This is a genomic window from Neorhizobium phenanthreniclasticum (genome assembly GCF_040066075.1).
GTDB classification, from domain to species: domain Bacteria; phylum Pseudomonadota; class Alphaproteobacteria; order Rhizobiales; family Rhizobiaceae; genus Neorhizobium; species Neorhizobium petrolearium.
On the sequence record NZ_JBEAAL010000020.1, the window covers coordinates 1 to 26834 of the forward strand.

28 protein-coding genes are annotated in these 26834 nt (G+C 62.2%); 22 read left to right on the forward strand and 6 right to left on the reverse strand.

The genetic code is table 11. The features are described from left to right. Window positions 1–401: 401 nt before the first annotated feature. From ABK249_RS22460 to ABK249_RS22490, 7 genes are all read left to right on the forward strand, one after another. Window positions 402–680, forward strand: coding sequence for a type II toxin-antitoxin system RelE/ParE family toxin (locus tag ABK249_RS22460; RefSeq protein ID WP_348864212.1), 279 nt, complete (start codon window positions 402–404; stop codon window positions 678–680). Window positions 681–691: 11 nt separating this feature from the next. Further along, entirely contained in the window at window positions 692–979 is a 288-nt protein-coding gene (locus ABK249_RS22465; RefSeq protein ID WP_037154815.1) for a HigA family addiction module antitoxin, read from the forward strand. Between the two features lie 73 nt (window positions 980–1052). Continuing rightward, complete coding sequence (locus ABK249_RS22470) at window positions 1053–1691, forward strand: LysE family translocator (protein WP_348864061.1); 639 nt, start codon at window positions 1053–1055, stop codon at window positions 1689–1691. A 21-nt stretch (window positions 1692–1712) separates the two neighbouring features. Beyond that, the gene (locus ABK249_RS22475) at window positions 1713–2084 is read left to right on the forward strand and encodes a GFA family protein (RefSeq protein WP_348864062.1); all 372 of its coding nucleotides are present in this window, start codon (window positions 1713–1715) and stop codon (window positions 2082–2084) included. A 9-nt stretch (window positions 2085–2093) separates the two neighbouring features. Then, window positions 2094–2726, forward strand: a complete 633-nt coding sequence (locus ABK249_RS22480; protein ID WP_348864063.1) for a LysE family translocator — start codon at window positions 2094–2096, stop codon at window positions 2724–2726. Between the two features lie 8 nt (window positions 2727–2734). After that, on the forward strand, window positions 2735–3145 hold the full coding sequence (locus ABK249_RS22485; RefSeq protein ID WP_348864064.1) for a VOC family protein: 411 nt from the start codon (window positions 2735–2737) through the stop codon (window positions 3143–3145). Window positions 3146–3263: 118 nt separating this feature from the next. Then, a complete protein-coding gene (locus ABK249_RS22490; protein WP_348864066.1) occupies window positions 3264–4781 on the forward strand; it encodes an ATP-binding protein in 1518 nt (505 codons plus the stop codon). Window positions 4782–4784: 3 nt separating this feature from the next. On the opposite strand, the gene ABK249_RS22495 is transcribed toward ABK249_RS22490, so the two are convergent. Beyond that, window positions 4785–5030: a DUF982 domain-containing protein gene (locus tag ABK249_RS22495; RefSeq protein ID WP_348864067.1), complete on the reverse strand. Its 246-nt coding sequence runs from the start codon at window positions 5028–5030 to the stop codon at window positions 4785–4787. Window positions 5031–5331: 301 nt separating this feature from the next. On the opposite strand from ABK249_RS22495, the gene rpsD reads away from it, so the two are divergent. Further along, complete coding sequence (gene rpsD, locus ABK249_RS22500; protein ID WP_348864068.1) at window positions 5332–5949, forward strand: 30S ribosomal protein S4; 618 nt, start codon at window positions 5332–5334, stop codon at window positions 5947–5949. 60 nt (window positions 5950–6009) lie between these two features. On the opposite strand, the gene sthA is transcribed toward rpsD, so the two are convergent. Beyond that, window positions 6010–7506: a Si-specific NAD(P)(+) transhydrogenase gene (gene sthA / locus ABK249_RS22505; RefSeq protein ID WP_348864069.1), complete on the reverse strand. Its 1497-nt coding sequence runs from the start codon at window positions 7504–7506 to the stop codon at window positions 6010–6012. A gap of 215 nt (window positions 7507–7721) precedes the next feature. Here sthA and ABK249_RS22510 point away from each other — a divergent pair, with 215 nt between their 5' ends. From ABK249_RS22510 to ABK249_RS22540, 7 genes are all read left to right on the forward strand, one after another. After that, entirely contained in the window at window positions 7722–8483 is a 762-nt protein-coding gene (locus ABK249_RS22510; protein ID WP_348864070.1) for a FadR/GntR family transcriptional regulator, read from the forward strand. A gap of 67 nt (window positions 8484–8550) precedes the next feature. Beyond that, window positions 8551–10062, forward strand: a complete 1512-nt coding sequence (locus tag ABK249_RS22515) for an ABC transporter substrate-binding protein (protein ID WP_037154846.1) — start codon at window positions 8551–8553, stop codon at window positions 10060–10062. Window positions 10063–10144: 82 nt separating this feature from the next. After that, window positions 10145–11092 (forward strand): ABC transporter permease, encoded by a 948-nt coding sequence (locus ABK249_RS22520; protein WP_348864071.1) that lies wholly within the window; start codon window positions 10145–10147, stop codon window positions 11090–11092. Beyond that, a complete protein-coding gene (locus ABK249_RS22525; RefSeq protein ID WP_037154851.1) occupies window positions 11089–11964 on the forward strand; it encodes an ABC transporter permease in 876 nt (291 codons plus the stop codon). Before ABK249_RS22520 ends, ABK249_RS22525 begins: the two co-directional genes overlap by 4 nt. Window positions 11965–11985: 21 nt before the next feature. Continuing rightward, the gene (locus ABK249_RS22530; RefSeq protein ID WP_348864072.1) at window positions 11986–13770 is read left to right on the forward strand and encodes a gamma-glutamyltransferase family protein; all 1785 of its coding nucleotides are present in this window, start codon (window positions 11986–11988) and stop codon (window positions 13768–13770) included. 3 nt (window positions 13771–13773) lie between these two features. Beyond that, window positions 13774–14538: a DUF1028 domain-containing protein gene (locus tag ABK249_RS22535; RefSeq protein ID WP_348864073.1), complete on the forward strand. Its 765-nt coding sequence runs from the start codon at window positions 13774–13776 to the stop codon at window positions 14536–14538. After that, window positions 14535–16346, forward strand: a complete 1812-nt coding sequence (locus ABK249_RS22540; protein ID WP_348864074.1) for an ABC transporter ATP-binding protein — start codon at window positions 14535–14537, stop codon at window positions 16344–16346. Before ABK249_RS22535 ends, ABK249_RS22540 begins: the two co-directional genes overlap by 4 nt. A gap of 11 nt (window positions 16347–16357) precedes the next feature. On the opposite strand, the gene radC is transcribed toward ABK249_RS22540, so the two are convergent. Together radC and map are read right to left on the reverse strand one after the other, a co-directional pair. Next, window positions 16358–17161: a RadC family protein gene (radC, locus tag ABK249_RS22545; protein WP_348864076.1), complete on the reverse strand. Its 804-nt coding sequence runs from the start codon at window positions 17159–17161 to the stop codon at window positions 16358–16360. 2 nt (window positions 17162–17163) lie between these two features. Beyond that, a complete protein-coding gene (gene map / locus ABK249_RS22550) occupies window positions 17164–18000 on the reverse strand; it encodes a type I methionyl aminopeptidase (RefSeq protein ID WP_227702704.1) in 837 nt (278 codons plus the stop codon). A gap of 178 nt (window positions 18001–18178) precedes the next feature. On the opposite strand from map, the gene ABK249_RS22555 reads away from it, so the two are divergent. After that, window positions 18179–18427, forward strand: coding sequence for a type II toxin-antitoxin system Phd/YefM family antitoxin (locus ABK249_RS22555; protein ID WP_037154866.1), 249 nt, complete (start codon window positions 18179–18181; stop codon window positions 18425–18427). After that, window positions 18417–18698, forward strand: a complete 282-nt coding sequence (locus ABK249_RS22560; protein WP_227702706.1) for a type II toxin-antitoxin system RelE family toxin — start codon at window positions 18417–18419, stop codon at window positions 18696–18698. The genes ABK249_RS22555 and ABK249_RS22560 overlap by 11 nt, the downstream gene beginning before the upstream one ends. Here the strand turns inward: ABK249_RS22560 and sfsA are convergent. Continuing rightward, a complete protein-coding gene (sfsA, locus tag ABK249_RS22565; protein WP_037154871.1) occupies window positions 18695–19402 on the reverse strand; it encodes a DNA/RNA nuclease SfsA in 708 nt (235 codons plus the stop codon). The two genes, ABK249_RS22560 and sfsA, sit on opposite strands and share 4 nt — an antisense overlap. 12 nt (window positions 19403–19414) lie before the next feature. Continuing rightward, complete coding sequence (locus ABK249_RS22570) at window positions 19415–21262, reverse strand: PHA/PHB synthase family protein (RefSeq protein ID WP_348864079.1); 1848 nt, start codon at window positions 21260–21262, stop codon at window positions 19415–19417. Window positions 21263–21386: 124 nt separating this feature from the next. Here ABK249_RS22570 and ABK249_RS22575 point away from each other — a divergent pair, with 124 nt between their 5' ends. The 5 genes from ABK249_RS22575 (at window position 21387) to recJ (ending at window position 26814) form a co-directional block, all read left to right on the forward strand. Beyond that, the gene (locus ABK249_RS22575; protein ID WP_348864080.1) at window positions 21387–21788 is read left to right on the forward strand and encodes a hypothetical protein; all 402 of its coding nucleotides are present in this window, start codon (window positions 21387–21389) and stop codon (window positions 21786–21788) included. Window positions 21789–21893: 105 nt separating this feature from the next. Further along, window positions 21894–23111, forward strand: a complete 1218-nt coding sequence (locus ABK249_RS22580) for an LL-diaminopimelate aminotransferase (RefSeq protein WP_037155344.1) — start codon at window positions 21894–21896, stop codon at window positions 23109–23111. Window positions 23112–23181: 70 nt separating this feature from the next. Continuing rightward, on the forward strand, window positions 23182–24504 hold the full coding sequence (locus tag ABK249_RS22585; RefSeq protein ID WP_348864082.1) for a homoserine dehydrogenase: 1323 nt from the start codon (window positions 23182–23184) through the stop codon (window positions 24502–24504). A gap of 172 nt (window positions 24505–24676) precedes the next feature. Further along, entirely contained in the window at window positions 24677–24889 is a 213-nt protein-coding gene (locus ABK249_RS22590) for a hypothetical protein (RefSeq protein WP_037154881.1), read from the forward strand. Window positions 24890–24981: 92 nt separating this feature from the next. Continuing rightward, the gene (recJ, locus tag ABK249_RS22595) at window positions 24982–26814 is read left to right on the forward strand and encodes a single-stranded-DNA-specific exonuclease RecJ (RefSeq protein WP_348864084.1); all 1833 of its coding nucleotides are present in this window, start codon (window positions 24982–24984) and stop codon (window positions 26812–26814) included. Window positions 26815–26834: the final 20 nt, after the last annotated feature.

The following is a 26834-nucleotide window of genomic DNA, read 5'->3' on the forward strand; positions in this document are numbered from 1 at the left end:
ACATCGTCACCGTCGCCATCGCGCGCGAACTCGCTGCTTTCGTCTGGGCGATTGCGACAACAGTTCCCATTCCCCCCACAAAGGCAGCCTGACGAAGGGGGCGCCAAGTACAAAGGAGAGTTTAATTACATCACGCTGCTTATTGCTGGGCGTGGCGGCCGGTCAGGGCAACCCTCGTTGTGATTCTGCGAGCCTGAAACGGCAACACGCGCCACGTGAGACAGAGGAAGGCCCGAGACGAACCACGGTCCTGCGGTATTCAACCCGCGCATCAGAGTCTGATCAACCGTCGTCTCAATGCCGCCGCGTCCTGCAATAGGCAGCATATTTGTCCCTCGTCGACGCTGAAAAAGCGACGCGAAAAACCCATGCCCAAGCTCTTGAAAACGGACATGAGAATCATGATAGTCAGCTTTCGGCATAAAGGACTCGAAGCCTTCTACCATTCGGGTACGACGAAGGGCATTCAGGCGGCCCATGCCGCCAAGTTAGGACGTATCCTGGGCTTGCTCGATGCCGCTGCTGGTCCGGCAGACCTGAATCTGCCCGGCTTCAAGCTTCACCCGCTTAAGGGAGACCTGAAAGGACAATGGTCCATTTGGGTCAATGGAAATTGGCGAGTGACGTTTCGATTTGTTGGCATCGACATCGAACTGGTCGACTATCAGGATTATCACTGAAGGAGCTTGTGATGATGAAATTTCCGCCGCACCCTGGCGAACTGCTCCGTGAGGATGTCCTTTTGCCGCTTGATCTGTCGGTGACGGAAGCGGCCAAGCGCCTCGGCATGTCCCGGGTCGCTCTGTCGCGAGTGCTCCACGGTCGGGCTGCTGTCAGTCCCGATCTCGCCGTGCGTCTGGAGCGGGCTGGTGTCAGCACCGCTCGGGCGTGGTTGTCCATGCAGGCCAATTATGATCTGGCGCAGGCACTGATGCGAGAGCAGCCGCCGGTCAGGCCGATCGGCGACGAGGCCGCCTGATCCCAACAAAACACTGCTTGCAAAGCGCAAAATTCGATGGCTTGCTCGCTTTCTCATCGAGAGGATTTTTTGCATGTCGCTTGAACACTGGCTCGCCTTCGTCGCCGCTTCGTCTGTCCTGCTCGCCATCCCTGGCCCGACGATCCTGCTTGTCATTTCCTATGCGCTCAGCCACGGACGCAATGTCGCCTCGGCGACTGTGGCAGGGGTCGCGCTTGGCGATTTCACCGCGATGACGGCCTCGATGCTCGGCCTCGGTGCGCTGCTTGCGACGTCTGCGGCGCTCTTCACGGTGCTGAAATGGGCGGGGGCCGCTTATCTCATCTATCTCGGCATCAAGCTCTGGCGTGCTCCGGTCTCCGAACGTGCGGCCGATATAGAAGAGGCTGAGGCGCCATCGGCAAAACCTTTCCGCATCTTCCTGCATGCCTATGCGGTGACGGCGCTGAACCCGAAGAGCATCGTCTTCTTCGTGGCTTTCCTGCCGCAGTTCCTGGATCTGACCCAGCCGCTCTTTATGCAGATGGCGATTTTCGAGGTCACGTTCCTGACGCTCGCGACGCTCAACGCCACCCTTTACGGCCTGCTGGCCGCCCTGGCGCGCAATCAGATCCGCAAGCCGAAGATCCAGAGGATCGTCAACCGCACAGGCGGATCGCTGATGATCGGCGCAGGCCTCCTGTCGATCGGCTTCAAGCGCGCCGCCGCCTGAGGAATCTGGGAGGAGTATCTGATGCTGACCGGACGTTGCCATTGCGGCGGGACCGTTTTCGAAATCGACGGCGAGCTGCCGCAGGCGCTCACCCGCTGCACTTGTTCCCTTTGCTCCAGGCGCGGCACGCTTTACGCCTATTACGAGCCGAAGCAGGTTCGCGTGAAGGCGGATTCCGCAAGCGACAGCGTCTACCGCTGGAATACGAAGCTGGTGGCGCACCATTTCTGCGGCATCTGTGGCTGCACGACCTATAGCGACAGCCCGGATTTCCAGATGGACGGCACCTGGGACGGCAAGACGCGCCGCTTCGGGGTGAACGCGCGTCTGTTCGACGATTTCGACGCCGAGGAATGGCCGCATACGGTCATCGACGGCAAGAATCTCTGGTAGGAGGGAGAGATGGGTGAAGTGACCTTGCTCGCGTTCGCGATCGTCGCCGTCATTGGGATCGCAACGCCCGGACCGACCGTGCTGCTGGCGCTGACCAACGGCTCGCGCTACGGTCTCGGCCGCGCGGTTCCCGGCATGGCGGGTGCCATGCTCTCGGATTTCGTGCTGATCGGTGCGGTAGCGCTCGGTCTCGGCGCGCTGCTTGCCGCCTCGGAATTCTGGTTCACCATCGTCAAATGGCTGGGAGCGGCCTATCTCACCTTCCTCGGTATCATGCTTTTGCGGTCGAAGGGGTCGCTTGACGTTACGGAAGGTATTGCAGCGTCAGGCTCGGGGTCTGCAAGGTCGATTTTCCTGAAAAGCTTTCTCGTCGCTGTCACCAATCCCAAGGGGTATCTCTTTTTCTCGGCCTTCCTGCCGCAGTTCATTACATCGGATGCACCGCAGGTTCCGCAATATGCCATTCTCGCCATCGTTTTTGCTCTGATCGACTTTATGGTCATGTTCGCCTATGCGCTGCTCGGGTCACGGGCCGTGCATCTGCTGAAGCGGAAAGGTGCGCTCTGGCTGGACCGTGCCTGCGGCGGCGCACTTCTGGCGCTTGCCGGTTCGCTTGCGTTCTACCGTCGAGCCGCATCCTGAGGGAGAATATGATGGTAAGCCCGACCAAATCCGTCCGGCCTTTCCTGATGTTCCAGGGCAATAAATGCGAGGAAGCAATCACTTTCTACACCTCGGTTCTGCCGGAAAGCCGGGTAGTCGACATCAAGCATTACGGACCAGGCGAGATGGGAGCGGAAGGCAGCGTGTTTCGCGCCACCTTCGAGCTTGCCGGCCAGAAAGTCGATTGCATCGACAGTCCGGTCAGGCACGCCTTCGATTTCACGCCGTCCTTTTCGTTCTTCGTGGAATGTGGGACGGAGGAGGAGCTTGAGCGACTGGCTGGAGCTCTGGGGGAAGGCGGGTCCTTTCTGATGCCGATCGACAATTACGGCTTCAGTAAGAAGTTCTGCTGGCTGAATGACCGCTTCGGCGTTTCCTGGCAGATCAATGTCGAGTAGCTGCAAAGCCCTGTGCATTTTCGCTCTTGCCCGGCGAAACGAATCCCGATCTCTGTTAAGGTTCAAGAGTCGCGGTCCAGTGAGGAGCCGCGAAGACGCGGCATAAGAGGAAAGTGCATTGCAAGTCGGCATCGATATGGGAATTGTGTCCGGGGGCGATCCGGCCAAGCTCGATATCGAGGAGCTTCTGGCCACCCGCCTGCTCGTGCAAGGCAATTCCGGCTCAGGTAAGTCGCATCTCCTGCGGCGCCTGCTCGAACAATCCGCCCAATGGGTGCAGCAGGTGGTGATCGATCCGGAAGGCGACTTCGTCACTCTTTCCGACAGGTTCGGCCACGTCGTGGTCGATGGAGAACGCACCGAAGCCGAACTTGCCGGCATTGCCAACCGCATCCGCCAGCACCGGGTCTCCTGCGTGCTGACGCTCGAAGGCCTCGACCTCGAGGAGCAGATGCGGGCGGCCGCCGCTTTCCTGAACGGCATGTTCGATGCCGACCGGGAATTCTGGTATCCGGTGCTCGTCGTGGTGGACGAGGCGCAGATGTTTGCGCCTTCCGTCGGCGGCGATGTCTCCGAAGATGCTCGAAAACTCTCCCTCGGTGCGATGACCAACCTCATGTGCCGCGGCCGCAAGCGGGGGCTCGCCGGTGTCATCGCCACCCAGCGCCTTGCGAAGCTTGCCAAGAATGTTGCAGCGGAAGCTTCGAACTTCCTGATGGGCCGCACCTTCCTCGATATCGACATGGCGCGCGCCGCCGACCTTCTGGGCATGGACCGCCGCCAGGCGGAAATGTTCCGGGATTTGAAGCGCGGCAATTTCGTCGCCCTCGGCCCGGCGCTCTCGCGGCGGCCGCTGCCGATCGTGATCGGCGCGGTCGAAACGTCGGCCCGCTCGTCGAGCCCGAAGCTGATGCCGCTGCCGGACGCGCCGCAGGACGTCGAGGATCTGATCTTCACGCCCGACCCGGAAGAATTCACCCGGCCGATCGTGGTGCGCCGGGCAACGCCTGCGCCGCGCCCGACGACGGATATCCTTGCCGAACTTTCCCGCTCCATGCCGGCCGCTTCGTCCGCGCCGCAGGAGCCGCGCGCCCCCCAGCAGGAGATATCGCCGGAGGAGCGCGAGGAACGGCTTTCCGCCGTGCTCTCGGAAATCCTCGACGATCCGCAATCGGGTTACCGGACCGATTCGGTGCTCTACCAGGATTTCCTGGTGCGCGCCCGCATGCGGCGTCTGCCAGGGCCACCGCTGTCGCTTTCGGAATTCCGCCGCCGTGCGGCGATCGCCCGCTCGGGCGTCGATGCCGAGACCGCCGCGGGCGAGGCCTGGGCCACGGCGGTGTCCCTGTCTGCCGGTGTTTCCGACGACCTGCAGGGCGTATTCCTGATGATGGCGAAGGCGGCGATTACGGGCGAGCCATGCCCGTCGGATGCCCGGATCGCACGGGCCTACGGCACCCATTCGGCCCGCCGTGCGCGGCGTCTGCTCGGTTACTTCGAGGAGCAGGGTCTGATCGTCGTCCACACGGATTTTTCGGGAAAACGCGTCGTCGCCTTCCCGGATCTGCAGGCGGAAACTGCACCCGGCAACGCCGATGCGGCGGACGAGGGCGAAGCGAGAGCCGCAGCCGAATAGATCTTACTGAATGTGGAAATGCGCTTCCACGGCAGCGGCGATGAAGGCTCGGCGCGCTTCCGTAGGATCGGATTTTCCCTTCAGGGCATCGTCGCATGCCTGTTCGGCCCGATGATGCTGGCTGCCGTGATAGGCCGGCCAGAAGCGGTCGAGCACGGTCTTTGCCTGTCGCACCGTCTTGACAGCGCGGATGATGCCGGTTTCGGGATCCTCGACTCTCAACGGGCTGGTCCAGTTTGTGCGTCTCATGACACATTACCTCCCTCAAATATGAGATGGGTTGGATATTCGAAGAGTCAAACCGACCTTGGAAACAGCCTTGCCGAGAGGTTAAGGAACCGCTGCTGTTGACATTTCCATGACATCCGCCTAAAGACCCCGCCAGCACCGGGTGGCAACGCCCGGTGTTTCATTTGACATGTCCCGTGGTTGTCTCCGATCGCTTTCGTGAGAAACCTGTCAGAGCTTCTCGATCGAGGCTCAGAGGAGGGCGTGTTTCCTTGATCCGGTTTGGCAACAAACCGGTGTAACCTGTTGAGAAGGAAATGCGATGAGCAAGCGCGAATCGTCCAAGTACAAAATTGACCGCCGTATGGGCGAAAATATCTGGGGCCGTCCGAAGTCCCCGGTCAACCGCCGCGAATACGGCCCGGGCCAGCACGGCCAGCGCCGCAAGGGCAAGCTTTCCGACTTCGGCGTGCAACTGCGCGCCAAGCAGAAGCTGAAGGGCTATTACGGCGACATCCGCGAGAAGCAGTTCCGCGCGACCTATGATGAAGCCAACCGCCGCAAGGGCGACACGTCCGAGAACCTGATCGGCCTTCTGGAATCGCGCCTCGACGCCATCGTCTACCGCGCCAAGTTCGTGCCGACGGTTTTCGCGGCTCGCCAGTTCGTCAACCACGGCCATGTGACCGTCAACGGCGTTCGCGTCAACATCGGCTCCTACCGTTGCAAGGCCGGTGACGTGATCGAAGTCCGCCAGAAGTCGAAGCAGCTCGTTTCGGTTCTGGAAGCGGTAAGCCTCGCTGAACGCGACGTTCCGGACTATATCGAAGCCGATCACAACAAGATGGTGGCAACCTTCGTCCGCGTTCCGAGCCTTTCCGACGTGCCGTATCCGGTCATCATGGAACCGCATCTGGTCGTCGAATTCTATTCGCGTTGATCCTGACGAAAATGGCCCCGAAAGGGGCCATTTTCATATCGACGCTCCGGAAAAGCCGCTTCATTTCGAGGCGGCTTTTTTCTTTTCGGTCGTTGCGGTTTCGGCCCCCGTCACGGTGGTTGCCGTGTCGAGCGGCTGGGCGGTTGCGATCGGTGCTTCCTTCGGCAGTTCGCCCATGCGGTTCCAGGCGTCGAGGCCGGCGATCTTGTAGGCTTCGGCGAGTGTGGGATAGTTGAACGTGTTCTCGACGAAATATTCCACCGTGCCTTTGAGGTTCAGTACGGCCTGGCCGATATGGACGAGCTCGGTGGCGCCTTCGCCGACGATATGCACGCCCAGCAGGCGGCGGGTCTTCAGCGAGAAGATGAGCTTCAGAAGTCCGGTGTCGAGGCCCATGATATGGCCGCGCGAGGTTTCGCGGAAACGGGCGATGCCGCATTCATAAGGGATGCCACGCTCCTTCATCTCCTCTTCGGTCAAGCCGCAGGTGGAGATTTCCGGCACCGCATAGATGCCGTAGGGGAAATATTTCTGCGGCTCCTTGGCGATCGCGCCGACGGCGACACGGGCGGCGATGCGGCCCTGTTCCATCGAGGTCGAGGCAAGGCTCGGGAAGCCGACGACATCGCCGGCCGCATAGATGCCGGGAACGTTGGTTTCAAAAGTCTCGGGGTTCACTCTCAAACGTCCGCGGCTGTCGGCTTCCAGGCCGGCGGCGGCGAGATTCAGTGTGTCGGTGGCGCCCATGCGGCCTGCGGCGAAAAGCACCATGTCGGTGACGATGCGGCGGCCGCTGTCGACCGTCACCGAGACCTTGCCGTCGGGCAGGCGCTCCACCTTCTCGGCTTTCTGGCCGAGCAGGAGCTTCATGTTGCGGTCGCGGAGCTGATAGGTGAAGTCCTCGACGATCTCCTTGTCGATGAAGTCGAGCATGGTCGATTTGGGATCGATGACCGTGACGGCGGTATCGAGTGCGCTGAAGATCGTCGCATATTCAATGCCGATGACGCCTGCGCCGATCACCACCATGGACCGCGGGAGTTCTTCGATTTCCAGCAACTCGTCGCTGTCTAGGACCGTCTTGCCGTCGAAGGGTATGTAGTCGGGCCGGAAGGGCCGCGTGCCGACGGCCAGCAGGATCGACTTGCCGGTGACGTGCATGACGTCGCCGTCGTCCTTGACGATGGCCAATGTCTCGTTCGTCGCGAAACTGGCCTTGCCGCGAATGTGCTGGACCCGGTTGCGCGCGAACTGATGCTCCAGGACCTCGACCTCGTGATCGAGCGTGATCAGGAGGCGGCGGCGCAGGTCCTCCGCGCTGATTTCCTCCTTGACGCGATAGGCGCGTCCGTAGAAGCCGCGCTCGCGCCAGCCGGACAGGTTGAGAGCTGTTTCGCGAAGCGTCTTCGACGGAATGGTGCCGGTATGGACGGAGACGCCGCCAACCCGGCGGCCTTGCTCGATGACAAGCACCTTCCTGTCGAGTTTGGCTGCCTGGATGGCCGCCCGGCGGCCTGCCGGACCGCTGCCGACGACGATGAGGTCGTATTGGTTCATGGATTACTCCGCTTCGAAACTCCGGCTGCCGCACTGCGGCAGCGCTCACGATTCCGTTTGTAACCACCTATTCTAAAGTTTTGATTGCGGCGCGTCCAAGCCTCGACTCCGACCTTTCTGCACAAATTTTGTGCACTGCAAAAATTGATGAAAAAGTGTCTTGACTGGGCACGCGAAATGCCATCCACTTGAACCAATCAAGAATTGGTACAAAAATGGTTCAGGGGAAAACGAGCGAGGCTCACGACAATTCGAACTATGCGCTTGATCGCCTGAGGGAGCTTATGGCTGCCGGGGAATTCGGTGCCGAGGGACGTTTGCCGACCGAGCGGGCATTGGCCGAGATGCTTGGGATCAGCCGCCGCGCGGTACGCCGGGCGCTCGAAGTGCTGGAAGCTGAGGGGTTGATCTGGCGCCGCCAGGGCTCGGGAACGTTCATCGGCGAACGGCCCGCCCGCTGGAGCGAACATCTCGGCGATCTCGTCGCCGGCACCGATTTCATGGAAATCATGGAAGTCCGGTTGAGGATCGAGCCGCAGCTTGCCCAGCTTGCTGCCATGCGCGCCAAGCCTCGCGACGTGGAGAAGATGCGCGATCTTGCCCGCAAGATCGCCGAGAGCACTGACGCGGATTCGAAGGAACTTTGGGACGGCGCGTTTCACCGCCAGATCGCGCAGGCGGCCGGCAACCAGCTCTTCCTGTCGATTTTCGACCTCATCAACCGTGTTCGCCAGGACGAGGCCTGGCAGGCGATCCGGGAGCGGGCGCGTGCCAGCAACCGCCGACAGGGCGCCATCCATATCCAGCATGCCAGCATCATCGATGCGATCGAGGCACGGGACCCGGCGCGAGCCGGGGAGGCGATGCGCGAACATCTTCTCGGGCTCCAGGAGGTGCTGATCCGTGCGACCTCCGTCGATCACGGGGGCGCGGAGACTGCCCCGGAGGATTTGAAGACAAGGAACGCGACTGCATGAGAAGCCGGCAGCCAAGCCGGACAGCAGAAAAACAGGAACCAGAGAACCAAAAGAGAGGAATGACCATATGAAACGACTTGCCAAGCTGACGACAGCGTTGCTTGCTGGCGCGCTGTTTGCCCTTCCGGCCATGTCCGCCGAACTCCGTATCGGTCTGCAGGACGATGCGGATGTTCTCGACCCGGCCCAGTCCCGCACCTTCGTGGGCCGCATCGTCTACACCGCCATGTGCGACAAGCTGGTCGATGTCTCCCCGGATCTGAAAATCGTTCCGCAGCTTGCGACCGAATGGAATTGGTCCGCCGACGGCAAGGAACTGACGATGAAGATCCGCGAGGGCGTCAAGTTCCATGACGAAACGCCGCTCGACGCGGCCGCCGTGGTCGCCACGATCGAACGCAACATGACGCTGCCCGAATCCCGACGCAAGAGCGAGCTCTCCTCGGTGGAAAAGGTCGAGGCGACCGGCCCGCTGGAAGTCAAGTTTACGCTGAAGGCTCCGGACGTGACGCTGCTCGCCCAGCTTTCCGACCGCGCCGGCATGATCGTTTCGCCGACGGCGGCCAAGGAACTCGGCGCCAACTTCGGTTCCAAGCCTGCCTGCGCCGGCCCGTTCAAATTCGTCGAGCGCGTCCAGCAGGACCGCATCGTGCTCGAAAAGTTCGCCGATTACTGGGACAAGGACAAGGTCTTCATCGACAAGGTCACCTACCTTCCGATTCCGGATACGACCGTCCGCCTCGCCAACCTGCGTTCCGGCGACCTCGATTTCATCGAGCGTCTGGCGCCGACGGATGTTGCGTCCGTCAAGGGGGATTCCGGCCTGAAATATGATGCCGTCGTCAACATCGGCTACATGGCGCTTTATGCGAACATCGGCAACGGCCCGCGCGCCGACAATCCGTTCGGCAAGGACAAGCGCCTGCGCCAGGCCTTCTCGCTGGCGATTGATCGCGATGCCCTGACCCAGATCGTCTATGAAGGCACGGCCGTCGGCGGCAACCAGCCTTTCCCGCCGAACAGCCCGTGGTTCAACAAAGCGATTCCGGTCCCGGCGCGCGATGTCGAAAAGGCCAAGGCCTTGATCAAGGAAGCCGGCTTCGACCGTGTGCCGATCGAGATGCAGATTCCGAACAACCCGGTCGCCCAGCAGATGATGCAGATCGTCCAGTCGATGGTGGCGGAAGCCGGTTTCGACGTCAGCCTGAAGTCGACGGAATTTGCGACCCTGCTCGACGAGCAGACCCGTGGCAACTACCAGCTCAGCCGCTCCGACTGGTCCGGCCGCGTCGATCCCGACGGCAACGTCCATCAGTTCGTCACCTGCAAGGGCGGCATCAACGATACCAAATACTGCAACCCGGAAGTCGACAAACTGCTCAACGAGGCGCGTGCTTCGACCGACGATGCGATCCGCAAGGAGAAATACGACGCGGCGACCGCCATCCTGAACGACGAACTGCCGGTCATCTATCTCGGCCACCAGTCATGGATCTGGGCTTACAAGAACAGCGTCAGCGGCTTTGTGCCGAGCCCCGACGGGATGATCCGCCTGCAAGGCGTCAAGAAGGAAGGCTGATCTGCCGGTGCCGCGCGGGAATTCCCGTGCGGCATCTTTCCCTCGCACCTTTGAACCGCATACTTCAACAAGGGACGGCATCATGCCTGTCTATATTGGAAAGCGTCTGCTGGTCGCCATCCCGACCCTGCTGATCATCTCCGTCTTCGTCTTTTCGCTGCAGAAGCTCTTACCCGGCGATCCGATTCTCGCCATGGCCGGGGAGGAGCGTGATCCGGCGGTGATCGAATTCCTGCGCGAGAAATACCATCTGAACGATCCCGTGCCGGTGCAATATGTCCGCTGGCTCGGCGGCATCGTGCAGGGCGATTTCGGGATTTCACTGAGGACCAATCAACCGGTGCTCGAACTCATCCTGCAGAAGTTGCCGGTGACCATTCAGCTTGCTGTCATGTCGATGATCATCGCCTTCGTGATCGGCATACCGACCGGCATCCTGGCCGCCGTCAAGAAGAATACGGCCCTCGACTATATCGCGAACATCTTCGCGCTTTCCGGGCTGTCGATCCCGAATTTCTGGCTCGGAATCATGCTGATCCTGCTGATTTCGGTCAATCTCGGCTGGTTGCCGGCCTCCGGCTACGAGTCGATTTTTGTCGACCCCGTGCGCTCCCTGCAGACCATGATCATGCCGGCCTTTGTGCTCGGCACCGCGCTCGCAGCCCAGCTCATGCGCCACACGCGCTCAGCCATGGTGGGCGTCATGAGCGCGGATTATATCCGCACCGCCCGCGCCAAGGGGCTTTCGCCCCGCGAGGTCGTCCTGAGCCACAGTTTCCGCAACGCGCTGCTTCCCGTCGTCACGCTCTCGGCGCTGCTTTTCGGCGAGCTGCTTGCTGGCGCGGTCCTGACAGAACAGATCTTCACCATTCCGGGTTTCGGCAAGCTGATCGTCGATGCCGTCTTCAACCGCGACTATGCGGTGGTGCAGGGCGTCGTGCTGTGCACGGCCGTTGGCTTCATCCTCATGAATCTCATCGCGGACGTTCTCTACGTTCTGCTCAATCCGCGTCTGAGGGCAACCCTATGACCACGATCGATCAAGTGCCGTCCATAACGGTGGCAAAGCGCGGGGAAAGCCGCGCCTGGCGCAAGATGAAGCGAAACAGAAGCGCACTCGTCGGCGCGGCAATCGTTCTTTTCTTCGCCATTCTGGCGGTCGCCGCGCCGATCCTGCCGATCATCGATCCGATCGCCACGAGCTGGTCGGCGATCCGCAAGGCGCCGTCCGCGGCGTACTGGCTCGGCACCGACGATCTTGGCCGCGATATTCTCTCCCGGATGATCTGGGGTGCGCAGGCATCGCTGATGGCCGGCGTCGTCTCGGTGGCGATCGCCGTCGTGATCGGCGTGCCCTTCGGCCTCGTTTCCGGTTATTTCGGCGGCTGGGTGGATATGGTGATCTCGCGCATCACCGAGGCGCTGCTCGCCATGCCGTTCCTGATCATGGCGATCGCGCTCGCCGCCTTCCTGGGGCCGAGCCTGATGAATGCGATGATCGCCATCGGGCTTTCGGCGATGCCGATCTTCGTGCGGCTGACGCGCGGCCAGGTTCTCGCGGTAAAGACGGAAGACTATGTCGAAGGCGCGCGTGCCGTCGGCCTGAACCATGTGGAGATCATGGTTCGTTACATCCTGCCGAACGTCTTCGCACCGATCATCGTGCAGGCGACGCTGACGGTGGCGACCGCCATCATCGCCGAGGCGAGCCTGTCCTTCCTCGGCCTCGGCCAGCAGCCGCCGGCGCCCTCCTGGGGTTCGATGCTGAACGTCGCCAAGAATTTTCTCACCCAGGCGCCGTGGATGGCGATGTGGCCGGGCGCGGCGATCTTCCTGGTGGTGATCGGCTTCAATCTGCTCGGCGACGGCCTGCGCGACGCGCTCGACCCGCGCGAATCCTGATTTGAAAGGAATATCGATATTATGACTGAATTCACCACAAGGCCCGAGATTCTCGGCACGTTCGGCGTCGTCACCTCCACCCACTGGATTGCATCCGCCGTCGGCATGGCGATCCTGGAAAAGGGCGGCAATGCCTTCGATGCGGCGGTTGCGACCGGCTTCGTGCTGCAGATCGTCGAGCCGCATCTCTGCGGTCCGGGCGGTGACATGCCGGCCGTCTTCTACTCGAAAAAGAAGGACAAGGTCGAAGTCATCTGCGCGCAAGGGCCGGCGCCGGCCGGCGCGACGATCGAGCATTACACGTCGGAAGGCCTGACGCTGATCCCCGGCGACGGGCTGCTCGCGACCGTCATTCCGGGTGCCTTCGACGGCTGGATGCTGATGCTGCGCGACTACGGCACGATGAGCATTCGCGAAGTGCTGGAGCCGGCGATCTACTACGCCGAAAACGGCCATCCGGTGCTTGCCCGTGTTTCCGCCACCATCAAGGGGCTTGCCGGCTTCTTCGAGAAGGAATGGCCGACCTCCTACGCGACCTGGTTGCCGGGCGGCGCCGCACCCGAGCCGCAGGCGAATTTCAGGAACCCGGTTCTCGCCGAAACCTGGAAGCGGATCATTGCCGAGGCCGAGGCGAAGACCGGCCGCGAAAACCAGATCGAGGCTGCCCGCGACGCTTTCTACCGTGGCTTCGTGGCAGAGGCGATCGACAAATATGTCAGCACCACCGCAGTGATGGATGCGAGCGGCGCCAGGCATAAGGGCGTTCTGACTGCCGATGACATGGCGAACTGGGAGGCGGCCATCGAGGCACCGCAGACCTACGATTACCACGACTGGACGGTCGCCAAGACGCCGGCGTGGGGTCAGGGGCCAGTGCTGCTTCAGTCCCTGGCGCTGCTGAAGGGGTTCGACCTGTCGACGATGGACCCCGCCGGCCCGGACTTCGTGCATGTCGTCGTCGAAGCCATGAAACTCGCCTATGCCGACCGCGAGGTCTATTACGGCGATCCGGAATTCGCGCAGATCCCGACCGAATACCTGTTGTCGGAAGGCTACAACGCCGAGCGCCGCAAGCTGATCACCAAGGAAGCCTCGCTTGAACTCCGCCCCGGCCGCGTGCCGGGTTACGACAACCAGTTCGACCTGACGATGGCGATGCTGGCGCAAGTAAGCGGCAAGGGGGCGGTCTACGAGCCGACCATGTCGCACCTCACCGAGAAGCGCGGCGACACGGTGCATATCGACGTCATCGATCGATGGGGCAACATGGTCTCGACCACGCCGTCCGGTGGCTGGCTGCAGTCTTCGCCGATCGTGCCCGGCCTTGGTTTCGCACTGAATTCGCGTGCCCAGATGTTCTGGTTGAAGCCCGGCCTGCCGACCTCGCTCGCACCGGGAAAACGGCCGCGCACCACGCTGACGCCATCGCTTGCGCTGCACCAGGGCCGGCCGACGCTGGTTTTCGGCACGCCCGGCGGAGACCAGCAGGACCAGTGGCAACTGCCTTTCTTCCTGCGGTACGTCCACTACAAGAAGAACCTCCAGGCGGCGATCGACATGCCGCTCTTCCATACGACGCATTTCCCGGGCTCCTTCTATCCGCGCACCAGTGAGTCCGGGAACATCATGGTGGAAAGCAATATCGGCGCCGAGGTCCTGGACGAACTGCGCCGCCGCGGTCATCAGGTGACGGTGGCCGATCCCTGGAGCGTCGGCCGCCTGACCGCCGCCCGCCGCGATGCGGACGGCCTGATGCGGGCGGCGGCGACGCCGCGCCTGATGCAGGCCTATGCGGTGGGGAGGTAGTCCATGACCTGGTCGATCGTCGCGCGCGACCCGCAAACGGGTCATCTGGGGATTGCCGTCGCGAGCCGCTTCTTCGCCGTCGGCGCCGCCGTGCCGCATATCAGGGGCGGGGTGGGCGCGGTCGCCACCCAGGCCTTCGTCAGTCCGCTCTACGGTACGGACGGGCTGAAGCTGCTCGAAGAGGGAAAGTTGCCGGAAGAGATCATCGGGACGCTGACGGCCCGCGACGACGGGCGGCGGCAGCGCCAGTTCCACCTGATCGACGCGAGCGGCCGCAACGCCGCCTATACCGGCGAGAACTGCGTCGACTGGGCCGGCCATCTGGTGGACGACAATGTGTCCGTCGCCGGCAACATGCTGGCCGGGCCTGAGGTGATCGCCGAGACGTTGCGCGTCTATAAGGAGAGGGCGGCGGCCGGCGCGCCGCTTGCCGAACGGCTGCTCGATGCCATGGATGCGGGCGAGGCGGCCGGCGGTGACAAGCGGGGCAAGCAATCCGCCGCCATGGTTATCTATCGCGACCAGGATTATCCGTGGCTGCGCATCCACGCCGACGATCATACCGATCCGCTGCGTGAACTGCGGCGCCTCTACGCGGTGGCGCAGGAGCGTTACCTGCATGTCGCCGAGACCATGCCGACCCGCGAGAACCCGCACGGCATGATCGACCGCCGGGTGATCGACGAGAAGATCGCAGCACTTGAAGCCGCCCGCGAGGCGGAAGGCCGCCCCTCCGCCTCCTTTGCCACGCCCTGGAAGCCCCAATGAGCGAAACACCCGTCCTTTCCGTCAAGAACCTCACGACCTCCTTCCTGGTCGACGGCGAATGGAAGAGCGTCGTGCGCGACGTCTCCTTCGACGTCGGTCCCGGCGAAACGGTGGCGATCGTCGGGGAATCCGGCTCCGGCAAGAGCGTCACCTCGCTTTCGATCATGCGGCTGCTCGCGCCGGGGTCGAGCCGCATCGAGGGAAAGATCCTGCTGGCCGGCAAGAACCTGCTGGCGCTCTCCGAAAAGGAGATGCGCGGCGTGCGCGGCAACGACGCCTCGATGATCTTCCAGGAGCCGATGACCTCGCTCAACCCGATCTTCACCATCGGTCGGCAGATCTCGGAAGTGCTGACCCGCCACAAGGGCCTGTCGAAACAGGAGGCGCGCGCCGAGACGGTGCGGCTTCTGGAAAAGGTGCGCATTCCGAACGCCTCGGCGCGCTTCGACGATTACCCGCACCAGTTCTCGGGCGGCATGCGCCAGCGGGTGATGATCGCCATGGCGCTCGCCTCCAGGCCGAAACTGCTCATCGCCGACGAACCGACAACGGCGCTTGATGTCACCATTCAGGGACAGATCCTCGATCTGATCAAGGTGCTGCAGGAAGAAGAGGGCATGTCCGTCCTCTTCATCACGCACGATATGGGCGTCGTCGCCGAGATCGCCGACCGCACCATCGTCATGTACCGGGGCGAGGCGGTGGAGAGCGGCCCGACGGAGGAAATCTTCCACCGCGGCAAGCACCCCTATACGCGCGCACTTCTCTCCGCTGTGCCGCGGCTCGGCTCGATGCGGAACCGCAAATGGCCGACCCGTTTCCCGGTTGTCGATGTTTCGACCGGCGAAGCGGCCGAACCCGCCGAGGTCGCGGGTACCGTCGATACGCGCAAGACGCCGGTCCTCGCCGTCAGGAACCTTGTAACCCGCTTTCCGATCCGCTCCGGCCTCTTTGCGCGCCAGACCGGTGCGGTGCATGCGGTCGAGAACATTTCCTTCGATCTCTTTCAGGGTGAGACGTTGTCACTGGTTGGTGAATCCGGCTGCGGCAAGTCGACGACCGGTCGATCCATCATGCGGCTGATCGAGCCGACCAGCGGTGACGTGGCGCTCGACGGTTACGACGTGCTGCATCTCGACCAGGTCGGCCTGCGCAACATGCGCAAGACGATCCAGATGATCTTCCAGGACCCGTTTTCATCGCTCAACCCCCGCATGACGGTAGGCCAGGCGATCGCCGAGCCGTTCATCAAGCACAGGCTCGGGACGGTGAAGCAGGCGAGGGAGAAGACCGCCGACCTCTTGCGCAAGGTGGGGCTTTCACCCGACATGGCGAGCCGCTATCCGCACGAATTCTCCGGCGGCCAGCGGCAGCGCATCGCGATCGCCCGGGTGCTGTCGCTCGATCCGAAGGTGATCGTGGCGGACGAAAGCGTCTCGGCGCTCGACGTGTCGATCAAGGCGCAGGTCTGCAACCTTTTGCTCGACCTGCAGCAGAGCCTGAACCTCGCCTTCCTGTTCATTTCCCACGACATGGCGGTGGTCGAGCGTGTAAGCCACCGGGTGGCGGTGATGTATCTCGGCGAGATCGTCGAGATCGGACCGCGGGCTGCCGTCTTCGAGAACCCGCAGCATCCCTATACGAAGAAACTGATGGCTGCCGTTCCGGTGCCGGACCCGGCGCGGCGCGGCATCCGCAGGGGCATTTCCAACGACGAACTGAAGAGCCCCGTGCGCCCGATGGATTACCGGCCGCCGAAGCGGGAATATCGTGAGGTTTCCGAAGGCCACCTGGTGCAGGTGGCCTAACGTCCGGGAAATCAGATCAGCCTGAGGCCTTTCAGGCTGACATGCCCGTCCTTGCCGATGATGATGTGGTCGTGCACGGTGATGCCGAGCGGTTTGGCGGTGTCGATGATCGTCTTCGTCATATCGATATCGGCGCGCGAGGGCGTCGGGTCGCCGCTTGGATGGTTGTGGACCAGAATAATGGCGGTGGCGGAAAGCTCCAGCGCGCGGCGCACCACTTCGCGCGGATAGACCGGCGTGTGGTCGACCGTGCCGTGACCCTGCACCTCGTCGGCGATCAGCGCATTGCGCTTGTCGAGAAAGAGGATGCGGAACTGCTCGCGGGATTCGTAGGCCATGGCGGCATGGCAATAATCGATGACCGATGACCAGGAGGAGAGCACCTGCTTGCCGCGCAACTCGCTTTTCAGCATCCGCTGGCCGACAGTCGCGACGAGCTTGAGGTCCAGTGCTACGGCCTCACCGACGCCCTTGACCTCCTGCAGCAGCGCCGGCGGCGCACCGAAGACCCCGGCCAGCGTCCCGAAACGATCGATCAGGGCCTTGGCGATCGGCTTGGTGTCGCGCTGCGGGATCAGCCGGAAGAGCAGCAGTTCGAGGACTTCGTAATCGGCGAGTGCTGTGTCGCCATGGTCGCGGTATTTGGTGCGCAGCCGCTCGCGATGGCCATAGTAATGGGCGCTCGGCTCTTCCTTGTCCAGAGCCGTCGATTTCCTGATGGCTTTCGGCTTGGAAAGCTGTTCGGCGAAAAAGCCGCGCTCGTCCTCGATGAAGGACGCCTGATCGTCCGGCGGAGAGGCCGAGCGGTTCGCCATGGCTACCTCGAAAGCGGCGGCAGGCCCGGCCGGTCGAGACCCGCGGGCGACAGCGTAAAGACCTCGCAGCCTGTGGCCGTCACGCCGACGGCATGCTCGTATTGCGCCGAAAGCGAGCGGTCGCGGGTAACCGCCGTCCAGCCGTCGGAAAGCACTTTCACATGCGGTTTGCCGAGATTGATCATCGGCTCGATCGTGAAGATCATGCCTTCCTTCATTTCCGGGCCTTCATCGGCGCGGCCGTAATGCAGGATGTTTGGCGAGTCATGGAAAAGCCGTCCGACGCCATGGCCGCAGAAATCGCGCACCACCGAGCAGCGTTCGCCTTCCGCATAGGTCTGGATCGCTTCACCGATCGCGCCGGTGCGCGCGCCTGGGCGGACGGCCGCGATGCCGCGCATCAGGCATTCATAGGTGACTTCGAGCAGGCGCTCGGCGGCGCGCTTGATCTGTCCGACAGGATACATGCGGCTCGAATCCCCGTGCCAGCCATCCAGGATATAGGTGACGTCGATATTGACGATGTCGCCTTCGCGCAGCGGCTTGTCATCCGGCATGCCGTGGCAGACGACGTGGTTGATCGAGGTGCAGACCGAATATTTGTAGCCGCGATAATTCAGCGTGGCAGGCAGGGCACCATGATCCATGCCGAACTCAAAGACGAAGCGGTCGATTGCACTGGTGGTGACGCCGGGCTTGACGATCGACGCGAGTTCGTCAAGGCAGCGTGCCGTGAGCAGGCAGGCCTTGCGCATGCCGGCAAAGTCTTCCGGAGTATAGAGACGGATCGCGCCCGTGTTCTTAAGAGGGGCGGAAACCGCCTCGATGTAGTTGACCATGGTTCTTCTCTCGCAATTCCTCCGTTCATAAAGCAGCAGGGCAGGGTTCGTCCATCGGGTTCAGCGAATCGTGAGCGGTTTGTTGGCGGCGATGTGGATTGATCGCACTGAAAGAGCCTTTTAAAGTGCTGTTTAGCGCTCTATATAAGGAGCGGATTGATATACGAAAGAGAGAGCCATGGTTAGCGTTGTCCTTGCCGAAGTGACAGCCAGCATTTCGGAACTGAAGCGCAATCCAATGGGAACCGTCGCCGCAGGCGAGGGAGCCCCGGTCGCCATCCTGAACCGCAACGAGCCGGCCTTTTATTGCATTCCCGCCAAGGCTTACGAAGTCATGATGGATAGGCTCGAAGACCTTGAACTCAATGCGCTGGCGGACAGCCGGGCAGGGGAAGCCGTCGTCAAGGTGACGCTGGATGAGCTATGAGCTCGCCTTTCTCGACGTTGCTTTGAAGGAGTGGCGAAAGCTCGACGCCAATATCCGCGATCAATTCAGGAAGAAGCTTGCCGAGCGGCTTGAAAATCCGCGCGTGCCCTCCGCCCAGCTTTACGGCGCCAAGGACCGCTACAAGGTCAAGCTCAGAAGCGCCGGTTATCGTCTCGTCTACGAGGTCCGCGATGCGCAACTGATCGTGCTAGTGATCGCAGTTGGCCGGCGTGACCGGAATGCCGTCTACAAGGCGGCCGAGAAGCGTTAACCGAGACCGTCGACCGGAATCAGTCCCGAAGGGACGATCTCTTCGGGCGAAACGCGGCAGCGGACGGCATAGGCTTCGACGCCGCGGGATTTTGCCCGCTCGAAGGCCAGGGCATAGAGCGGGTCGAGGTCGGCGCAGATCGAAAAGCGCGTGCAATCGTGCCGCTGGATCAGGTAGATCATCACCGCCCGGTGACCGGCTTCCGCCATGTCGCCCAGTTCCTCCAGATGCTTGGCGCCGCGCTTGGTCACGGTATCGGGGAATTCGGCCAATCCGGTTTCCCGCATGAAATGGACGTTCTTCACTTCGACATAGGCATCCGGCAGGCCATCCCCGGAGAGCAGGAAATCGATGCGCGAATTGCGGCCATAGCGCTGTTCGCGCAAAATCGCCCCGTAGCTGGCGAGGCTCGGGATAAGACCGGCGCGGATTGCCTCCTCTGCAAGCCGGTTCGGCAGGCCGGTATTGATGCCGACCGTTTCGCCATCCACCTCGACCATCTCGAACATGTGCCGGTATTTGCGGGTCGGGCTGTCATGCAGCGACACCCAGATACGTGAACCCGGAGCCGTCAGCCCACGCATCGAGCCGGTATTGGGGCAGGAACCGGTAAACGGCGTGCCGTCCTCTGCGACCGCATCGAAGAGGAAGCGCTTGTAGCGCTGCAAAAGGGTCGCGGGGACGAGCGGCGGATCGAAACGCATGGGGAAGGGCGGTCAGATGCGGGCAAGCACATAGGTGCCGGGCGCGTCGGCAATCGCGTTGAGCGCCGAGCCGCCGGGCTTGCGGGCCGGGACTTGGGCGTCGTCCTTCGCCTCGATCCACTGATGCCAGTGCGGCCACCAGGAACCCTTGCTCTCCTCAGCCTTGGCAAACCAATCCTCGAAATCTCCCTTCACCTTGCCGCCCGTCCAGTATTGGTACTTCTGTTTGTCGGGCGGATTGACGACGCCGGCGATATGGCCGGAGCCGGTCAGCACGAAATCGACAGGTCCGCCGAACAGCGAAGAGCCGAGAAAGACGGATTTCGGCGGCGCGATATGATCCTCGCGGGTTGCGAGATTGTAGACCGGGATCTTGATGTCCTTGAGGGAAACCAACTTGCCGCCGAGCTTCATCTCACCCTTGCTCAGATTGTTGCTGAGATAGCAGTTGCGCAGGTAATAGGCATGGTTGGCGGCTGCCATCCTGGTCGAATCGGAATTCCAGTAGAGCAGATCGAAGGGCGGTGGCTCCTGGCCCCTGAGGTAGTTGTTGACGACATAGGGCCAGATGAGTTCGGAAGCGCGCAGCATGTTGAAGGCGGTTGCCATCTTCGAACCTTCGAGAAAGCCGGCCGCATCCATCTGCTTTTCGATCGCAGCGATCTGTTCCTCGTCGACGAAAACCTTCAGATCGCCCGCATGGGTGAAATCCACCTGCGTCGTGAGGAAGGTCGCGGAAGCGATCCGGCGGTTCTTCTGCTTTGCGTGATAGGCAAGCGTGGCGGCGAGCAGCGTACCGCCGACGCAATAGCCGACCGCGTTCACCTGTTTCTCGCCGGTCGCCTTTTCGATCGTTGTGAGCGCGAAATCGATCCCCTCGCGCATGTAGGATTCCCAATCCTTCCTGGCGTGCCGCTTGTCCGGGTTGACCCAGGAGATGACGAAGACAGTGTGGCCCTGGTCGACGCACCACTTGATGAAGCTCTTCTGCGGGTTGAGATCGAGAATGTAGAACTTGTTGATCCAGGGCGGCACGATCATCAGCGGCCGTTTCAGCACGGTCTCGGTCGAAGGATCGTATTGCAGGATTTCGCAGATATCGCTTTGGGCGATGACCTTGCCCGGCGTGAGCGCCAGATTGTGGCCGATGGCGAACTTGGTCGCGTCCGTATGGCGCAGCCTCAGTTCCCCGCCGCCGGCGGCGATGTCTTCGGCGAGCATCTTCATGCCGGCTACGAGGTTGGCGCCGCTGGTTGCGATCGTCTCGCGATAGATTTCCGGGTTGGTGAGCGCGAAATTGACCGGCGAAAGAGCCGCCGTGATCTGCTTCACGTAGAAAGCGGCCTTATGTCTGGTGTGTTCGTCCAACCCCTCGGCGTCACTCACCAGCTTTTCTGCCCAGGAGGCGGTGACCAGATAGACCTGCTTCAAAAACGCGAAGAACGGGTTCTTCACCCAGTCGGGATCGGCAAAACGCTTGTCGTTGGGCAACATTTCCGGCGCGAGTTCGACCGGCTGGCCGGAGAACCGGCTCAAGCTGCGCATCCAGATGCCCATGTAGCTCGAGAAAAGCAGCGTCTGCGCTTCCAGCGTCCGCTTCGGATCGGAGATCCAGTATTCCGTCACTTTCGAGAGCGTCTTCACGAGATCGGTCATCGGGTCGGCGGCCGAATCGACGATCTCGCCACTCTCACGGGGCTTGAGCCATTCCGATGCCGCCTTGCCGAGATTCTCCAGCGCCCGAGCGACGTTCATCGCAAGCGCGTGCGGGTCCTTGACCATATAGGCCTCGACCGATTTGGGATCGAAGCCCGGAAATTCCTGTCCCGTGCCGCCCTTATCCTCGGTCTTTTCCGTCACGCACGGCCTCCCAGCGAATTCTCGTTTGTTTTCGTTTGTACATTGTGCCCGAAAGCGAATACAAGTGCCAGCGATCGGCGCGTTCAGGTAGATATATTGCCGGCACGGAAACTGGGTTACGGAAATGGAAAAACTGAGGCATGGAATCGTCGGCATACCGCTATGGGTGGGTCTTGGCGCACTGCCTCTTTTGACCGGCTGCAACAGCCAGAGCTTCGCGCTCGACGACGGCATTCCCAACACGCCGCCGCCCGCCGTCGTCGCCCAGTCCAGCACCTCGCCGGCGCCCGGTCCGCTTGTCAAGAAAAACACCGGCACCTATCCCACCTTCGCCCCGACTCTGACGGCTGCCGCAGAGCAGATCGAAGATGACGATTACCATAAGAGCGAGCCGCGGCTTGCCGCACTGGCCCGCGCCCGCAGGACCGGCTCGATCTCGGAAGCCGAGTATCAGCGACGCGTCGCCGAATATCGCAAGCTCGCTGCCGAGCACGGCAACGACGCCTTGGCCAACATCGCCAAATAGCGCTTGCGTTTCGGCCCGTTTGGCCGCAAATCACAAATCGTCTAGGATGCGCCACGAAGCAGCGCAATGAGGCCTGCTTTCCGCATCTATTTTTTCGAGGGAGCCATGGAAGAGTTTCATAAAGTCCGGCGTCTGCCGCCCTACGTTTTCGAACAGGTCAACCGTTTGAAGGCGAGCGCGCGAGCGGGTGGCGCCGACATTATCGATCTCGGCATGGGCAATCCCGATCTTCCAACGCCGAAAGCGATCGTCGACAAGCTATGCGAAGTGGTGCAGGACCCGCGCACGCACCGCTATTCGTCTTCCAAGGGTATTCCAGGCCTGCGCCGCGCCCAGGCCGCCTATTACGCCCGCCGGTTCGGCGTCAAGCTGAACCCTGAGACCCAGGTCGTCGCGACGCTGGGCTCCAAGGAAGGCTTTGCCAATATGGCGCAGGCGATCACCGCGCCAGGCGACGTGATCCTCTGCCCGAACCCGACCTATCCGATCCATGCCTTTGGCTTCCTGATGGCGGGCGGCGTGATCCGCTCCATGTCGGTCGAGCCGGACGACAGTTTCTTCCCGCCGCTCGAACGCGCCGTGAAGCATTCGATCCCGAAACCGCTGGCGCTGATTCTCAACTATCCGTCCAACCCGACGGCACATGTGGCGTCGCTCGATTTCTACAAGGAAGTGGTGAGCTTCGCGAAGAAGCACGACATCATCGTGCTGTCGGATCTGGCCTATTCGGAAATCTACTTCGAAGGCGAGCCGCCGCCGTCCGTGCTGCAGGTGCCGGGCGCGATGGATATCGCCGTCGAATTCACCTCCATGTCGAAGACCTTCTCCATGCCCGGCTGGCGCATGGGTTTTGCCGTCGGCAACGAGCGCCTGATCTCCGCATTGACGCGGGTGAAATCCTATCTCGACTACGGCGCCTTCACGCCGATCCAGGTGGCCGCTACCCACGCGCTGAACGGCGACGGTTCCGACATTGCGGAGGTCCGCAACATCTACAAGCGCCGCCGCGACGTGATGGTCGAGAGCTTCGGCAAGGCCGGTTTCGAAGTGCCGCCGCCGGCTGCGACCATGTTCGCATGGGCGAAGATCCCGGAAAAATTCCGCCACCTCGGTTCGCTGGAGTTTTCGAAGCTTCTTGTCGAGAAAGCGGATGTCGCGGTCGCGCCGGGCGTCGGTTTCGGCGAAATGGGCGACGACTACGTCCGTCTGGCGCTCGTCGAGAACGAGCATCGTATCCGCCAGGCTGCGCGCAACATCAAGAAGTTCCTGTCGACGGCGGATGACACGATGCACAACGTCATCTCGCTCAATACGCGCCGCTGATCGGATTTCTTTAGCATGAGGCGGGTCCCCGTGGTCCGCCTCCTCCTCCCCAGGAACCAGGAAGAATAGCATGTCAGATGCCCTCAAAGTCGGGATTGCGGGTCTCGGCACCGTTGGTGCCTCGCTCGTCCGGATCATCCAGAATCGCGCGAACGAACTCGCCGTCACGTGCGGCCGTGCGATCGAGATCACGGCCGTGACGGCCCGCGACCGCAATCGCGACCGGGGCATCGACATTTCCGGCATCGCCTGGTTCGATACACCGGAGAAACTGGCAGCAGAAGCCGATATCGACGTTTTCGTGGAACTGATGGGCGGCGCCAATGGACCGGCCGCGGACTCCGTCCGGGCGGCGCTGGAGCGAGGTCTCCATGTGGTGACCGCCAACAAGGCGCTGCTCGCCGCCTCCGGCGTGGAACTCGCGAAGATCGCCGAGGAAAAGGGCGCGCTCCTCAATTTCGAGGCGGCGGTCGCCGGCGGCATTCCGGTCATCAAGGCGCTGCGCGAATCCCTGACGGGCAATACCGTCTCGCGCGTCTACGGCATCATGAACGGCACCTGCAACTACATCCTGACCCGGATGGAGAAGGAGGGCCTGTCCTTTGCCGACTGCCTCAGGGAAGCACAGCGTCTGGGCTACGCCGAAGCCGATCCGGCCTTCGACATCGAGGGCAACGACACGGCCCACAAGCTTGCCATCCTCACGACGCTGGCCTTCGGCTCCGAGATCGCTGCGGACGAGATTTATCTCGAAGGCATCACCAATATCTCGATCGAGGACATCCGTGCCGCGTCCGATCTCGGTTATCGCATCAAGCTGCTCGGCGTTGCGCAAAAGACCGAGAGCGGTATCGAGCAGCGGGTGCACCCGACCATGGTGCCGCACGACACGGTGATTGCGCAGGTTGACGGCGTCACCAATGCGGTCGCGATCGAATCCGATATCCTTGGCGAGTTGCTGATGGTTGGCCCCGGTGCCGGCGGCAATGCGACGGCATCCGCCGTATTGGGTGATATCGCCGATATCGCCAAGAGCCGTCCGGGAGAGCAACGCGTGCCGGTGCTGGGGACGCCGGCGGCATCGCTCGCTCCTTACAAGCGCGCGCGCATGCGCAGCCACGAGGGCGGCTATTTCATCCGCCTGACGGTGGCCGACCGCACCGGCGTCTTCGCCTCGATCGCGACGCGCATGGCGGAAAACGCCATCTCGCTCGAATCGATCGTGCAGCGCGCAACACCGGAGGCCGGCGACGACAGCCCCAAGACGATCATCCTCGTCACCCATGCGACGACCGAGGCTTCGATCCGCAAGGCGGTTGATGCGATCAAGACGGAAAGCTATCTCGTCGGGGAGCCTCAGGTGATCCGCATCGAGCGGCCTAAAGCCTTCTAGGACTTCAGGAAAATGGCCGGCTTCCTTGCCGGCCATTTTATTCGCGGAAGGGACGGTATGCTCCTGAAACAGCCGTCAAAAAAGCAGGCCTTATGAAGATTTCAAGACTAGCCGGGCGAGGTTCCCGGGCGTAGATTGTCAGGTGTAATCACCATCGCGAGGAGGCGCTTGCGTGATCACCATGAACACTGGGAAAAAGGCCTACCGGCTGGGAATTGGTGGAGCCGTCGACAAGTCGATGGGTTCGCGGACCTTGCATCTGGTCCATGCAAACGATCAAGCGAGTGACGATTTCGAAGGGCGCGGGAATTGGAGCTTCATGCTCGTCTTCTTTGCGGCCCTGATAGGCTTGGCCGCGTGTGCGATAATCTGGTTTTCGCTCTGAGAGCTCACAATAAATTCAGGAGAGGACGCAATCCACACGATGGTTCGGTGGGGTGGATTACTGTTTCTCCTTGAATGCGCTAAAAGCGATCGATGACCAGACTTATCTCCGCGCTTTCGTCGGCGGCGGAAACGGTTGATCCCGTCCCGCGCGCATTCCTGGGTGTTGAACGCTCTGCAAGCGATCAGCGCTGGGTATCGCGTCTCGACCAGGCGGCGCAAAACAGGGCGCTCGCGATTGCCCAGATCCATGGCATCCCCGATCTTGTCGCCCGCGTTCTGGCAGGGCGCGGTGTTACGCTCGACGATGCTCCGGCCTTCCTCGATCCGACCATCCGTTCGCTGATGCCGGAGCCCTTCACCCTGACAGATTGCGAAAAGGCGGTGAACCGTCTGGCCGATGCCATCGCAAGGCGCGAGAAGGTAGCGATCTTCGGTGATTACGACGTCGATGGCGCCGCCTCTTCCGCGCTCCTCTATCGCTTCCTCCGGCATTTCGGCGTCGACGCGGAAATCTACATCCCGGACCGCATCTTCGAGGGCTACGGCCCCAATCCGACGGCGATCCGCCAGTTGATCGCCAACGGTGCAGGACTCATCGTCACCGTCGATTGCGGCTCCACCAGCCATGATGCGCTCGCTGCCGCCCGCGACGAAGGCTGCGACGTCGTGGTCATCGACCACCACCAGCTCGGCCACGAACTGCCCCCATGCCTGGCGCTCGTTAATCCCAACCGCGAGGATGATCTTTCCGGCCAGGGCCACCTCTGCGCCGCCGGTGTGGTTTTCATGGTGCTCGTAGCCGCCGCGCGCCTTCTGCGTGAGCGTGGCGATCCGCGCGCAAAGTCGCTCGACCTGCTCGCCTGGCTGGACATCGTGGCGCTCGCGACCGTCTGCGACGTGGTGCCGCTCAAGGGCCTCAATCGCGCCTATGTGGTCAAGGGGCTGCTTGCCGCGCGCCATATGGGCAATGCAGGCCTCGCAGCACTTTTTCGCAAGGCTGGGCTTGGCGGGCCGGTGACGCCCTATCACATGGGTTTCCTCGTCGGTCCGCGTATCAATGCCGGTGGCCGCATCGGCGATGCGGCGCTGGGCAGTCGTCTGCTGACGCTGGACGACGCGGTCGAGGCCGAAGAGATCGCCGGTCGGCTGGATGAGCTCAACCGCGAGCGGCAGGCGATGGAGGCGGCCATGCTCGCTGAAGCGGAAGCCGAAGTGCTTGCCGAATACGGAACGGGCGAGGGCGCGTCAGTGCTGGTGACGGCAAGCGAGAAAGGGCACCCCGGCATCGTCGGACTGATTGCCGCGCGGCTGAAGGAGAAGTTCAGGCGTCCGGCCTTTGCGATCGCTTTCGATCCGTCCGGCAAGGGGATGGGATCCGGCCGCTCGATCAACGGTTTTGACATGGGTCGTATGGTTCGGGCCGCCGTCGACGCTGGCCTGCTCGTCAAGGGCGGTGGCCATGCCATGGCGGCGGGCCTGACGGTCGATCGGGCCAATCTCGGGCGTCTGCGCGCCTTCTTCGAGGAAATGGCGGGCGAAAGCGTGCCGGGCCTCGTCGCCAACCATGTGCTGAAGATCGATGGCGCTCTGTCGGCTTCCGGTGCGACGCTGGAGCTTTTCGATATGCTCGAACAGGCTGGCCCCTACGGCTCCGGCCATGCCCAGCCGGTCTTTGCGATCCCCGCCCATCGGCTGAAGGATGCGCGGTTGGTCGGCACGGCGCATATCAAGGTGACGCTGGAGGCGGTGGACGGCTCGCGGATTGAAGGAATCGCTTTCCGCGCCGCCGAGACGCCGCTCGGAAACATGCTGCTCAATTCGCGAGGAAGCCAGATCCACGCCGCCGGTTGCCTGAGCGCCGACCACTGGCAGGGCAACCGCCGGATCCAACTCCGCCTGCTCGACGCGGCAAAAGCGGTATAAACGCGATCAGTTCATTTTGA

Bases quoted from the DNA above. Each gene is read 5' to 3' on its own strand.
- ABK249_RS22535 (WP_348864073.1), top strand. From the start codon at position 13,774: ATGACCTGGTCGATCGTCGCGCGCGACCCGCAAACGGGTCATCTGGGG.
- ABK249_RS22540 (WP_348864074.1), top strand. From the start codon at position 14,535: ATGAGCGAAACACCCGTCCTTTCCGTCAAGAACCTCACGACCTCCTTC.
- radC (WP_348864076.1), bottom strand. From the start codon at position 17,161: ATGGCGAACCGCTCGGCCTCTCCGCCGGACGATCAGGCGTCCTTCATC.
- rpsD (WP_348864068.1), top strand. From the start codon at position 5,332: ATGAGCAAGCGCGAATCGTCCAAGTACAAAATTGACCGCCGTATGGGC.
- ABK249_RS22525 (WP_037154851.1), top strand. From the start codon at position 11,089: ATGACCACGATCGATCAAGTGCCGTCCATAACGGTGGCAAAGCGCGGG.
- ABK249_RS22530 (WP_348864072.1), top strand. From the start codon at position 11,986: ATGACTGAATTCACCACAAGGCCCGAGATTCTCGGCACGTTCGGCGTC.
- recJ (WP_348864084.1), top strand. From the start codon at position 24,982: ATGACCAGACTTATCTCCGCGCTTTCGTCGGCGGCGGAAACGGTTGAT.
- ABK249_RS22495 (WP_348864067.1), bottom strand. From the start codon at position 5,030: ATGAGACGCACAAACTGGACCAGCCCGTTGAGAGTCGAGGATCCCGAA.
- ABK249_RS22560 (WP_227702706.1), top strand. From the start codon at position 18,417: ATGAGCTATGAGCTCGCCTTTCTCGACGTTGCTTTGAAGGAGTGGCGA.
- ABK249_RS22580 (WP_037155344.1), top strand. From the start codon at position 21,894: ATGGAAGAGTTTCATAAAGTCCGGCGTCTGCCGCCCTACGTTTTCGAA.
- ABK249_RS22480 (WP_348864063.1), top strand. From the start codon at position 2,094: ATGGGTGAAGTGACCTTGCTCGCGTTCGCGATCGTCGCCGTCATTGGG.
- map (WP_227702704.1), bottom strand. From the start codon at position 18,000: ATGGTCAACTACATCGAGGCGGTTTCCGCCCCTCTTAAGAACACGGGC.
- sfsA (WP_037154871.1), bottom strand. From the start codon at position 19,402: ATGCGTTTCGATCCGCCGCTCGTCCCCGCGACCCTTTTGCAGCGCTAC.
- sthA (WP_348864069.1), bottom strand. From the start codon at position 7,506: ATGAACCAATACGACCTCATCGTCGTCGGCAGCGGTCCGGCAGGCCGC.
- ABK249_RS22585 (WP_348864082.1), top strand. From the start codon at position 23,182: ATGTCAGATGCCCTCAAAGTCGGGATTGCGGGTCTCGGCACCGTTGGT.
- ABK249_RS22475 (WP_348864062.1), top strand. From the start codon at position 1,713: ATGCTGACCGGACGTTGCCATTGCGGCGGGACCGTTTTCGAAATCGAC.
- ABK249_RS22555 (WP_037154866.1), top strand. From the start codon at position 18,179: ATGGTTAGCGTTGTCCTTGCCGAAGTGACAGCCAGCATTTCGGAACTG.
- ABK249_RS22575 (WP_348864080.1), top strand. From the start codon at position 21,387: ATGGAAAAACTGAGGCATGGAATCGTCGGCATACCGCTATGGGTGGGT.
- ABK249_RS22470 (WP_348864061.1), top strand. From the start codon at position 1,053: ATGTCGCTTGAACACTGGCTCGCCTTCGTCGCCGCTTCGTCTGTCCTG.
- ABK249_RS22510 (WP_348864070.1), top strand. From the start codon at position 7,722: ATGGTTCAGGGGAAAACGAGCGAGGCTCACGACAATTCGAACTATGCG.
- ABK249_RS22485 (WP_348864064.1), top strand. From the start codon at position 2,735: ATGATGGTAAGCCCGACCAAATCCGTCCGGCCTTTCCTGATGTTCCAG.
- ABK249_RS22465 (WP_037154815.1), top strand. From the start codon at position 692: ATGATGAAATTTCCGCCGCACCCTGGCGAACTGCTCCGTGAGGATGTC.
- ABK249_RS22520 (WP_348864071.1), top strand. From the start codon at position 10,145: ATGCCTGTCTATATTGGAAAGCGTCTGCTGGTCGCCATCCCGACCCTG.
- ABK249_RS22460 (WP_348864212.1), top strand. From the start codon at position 402: ATGATAGTCAGCTTTCGGCATAAAGGACTCGAAGCCTTCTACCATTCG.
- ABK249_RS22515 (WP_037154846.1), top strand. From the start codon at position 8,551: ATGAAACGACTTGCCAAGCTGACGACAGCGTTGCTTGCTGGCGCGCTG.